Annotated in this window: 1 protein-coding gene and 1 pseudogene; both read right to left on the bottom strand. The window is 75.0% G+C overall.

Going from position 1 to position 947, the window contains the following annotated elements:
- A partial coding sequence (locus ACFQ36_RS22980) for an ABC transporter ATP-binding protein (RefSeq protein WP_377017909.1) occupies window positions 1-719 on the bottom strand: 719 nt, incomplete at its 3' end.
- Window positions 719-947, bottom strand: a pseudogene (locus ACFQ36_RS22975) (energy-coupling factor transporter transmembrane protein EcfT); the annotation flags it as partial. The gene ACFQ36_RS22980 and the pseudogene ACFQ36_RS22975, both read right to left, overlap by 1 nt.

The raw sequence follows: 947 nt of genomic DNA, 5'->3' as shown, positions 1-947 counted from the left end.
GCATGCCGTCGGACCGCGTCCGCGCCTTCGGCAATCGGTATGCCGTCCCGCAGCAGCAGCGCGTGGCCGGCGTCGGCGGCGAGTGCGTCCAGCGTCTGGGTGAGCACGACGACGGCGGTGCCGGCTGCACGCAGCCTGCCGATGATGGCGGCTACCCGGGCCGCGGCGGAGGCGTCCAGTCCGGCGACCGGTTCGTCCAGAACCAGCACGGGCGCGCCGGTGACAGCGGCGGCAGCGATGGCCACCAGCCGCTCCTGCCCGCCGGAGAGTCTGGCCGGATGGCGCTGCAGCAGGCCGTCCAGCTCCAGCTGCACCGCCACGGCGCCGATCCGCGCGGCCATCCCGGCCGCAGGGACGCCCATGTTCTCGAGGCCGAAGGCCAGTTCCTCCTCCACCGTGGAACGGATCATGGACAGGTAGCTGCGCGCGTCCTGCGGCACGTGCGCCACGTGCCGCACCCACTGCCGCAGGTCCACTGCGGGCGGTTCGCCGGCGCCGTCGTACCGAAGGCTCTGGCCGGCCAGCCGGATCATCCCTTCCAGCGCCCCGCCGGTGGTGCCGGGCAGGTATCCGGCGAGGATGCCGGCCAGGGTCGTCTTGCCGCTGCCGGAGCCGCCGGCCACCACGGTGAACGAGGCGGGCGGCACGGACAGCCGCAGGCCGGACAGCGCCGCCCGCGCGGCGCCCGGATATCGGTAGTGGTTGATCTCCAGGTCCATCAGGCGCTCCGCGGCAGGGCCAGGAGCACCACGGTTGCGGCCGCCGCACACGGCACCAGCACGCTCACGGCCCGCTGCCAGCGCGGAAACCCGACGGTGCGGTACTGCGTCCGGTCCCGGCCGCCGGGGAAGCCGCGCAGCTGCAGGTGCACCGAGCGCTCGGCGGCGTCCTGGATGCCGGCCAGCACCAGCGGGACGGCCTGCAGCCTGGCTGCCCGGATGCGGGCG

The sequence above is a fragment of the Arthrobacter sp. GCM10027362 genome, assembly GCF_042679445.1.
Taxonomy (GTDB): domain Bacteria; phylum Actinomycetota; class Actinomycetes; order Actinomycetales; family Micrococcaceae; genus Crystallibacter.
Note: the sequence above shows the minus strand (reverse complement) of the source record. Positions and strands in the feature narration are given on the sequence as shown.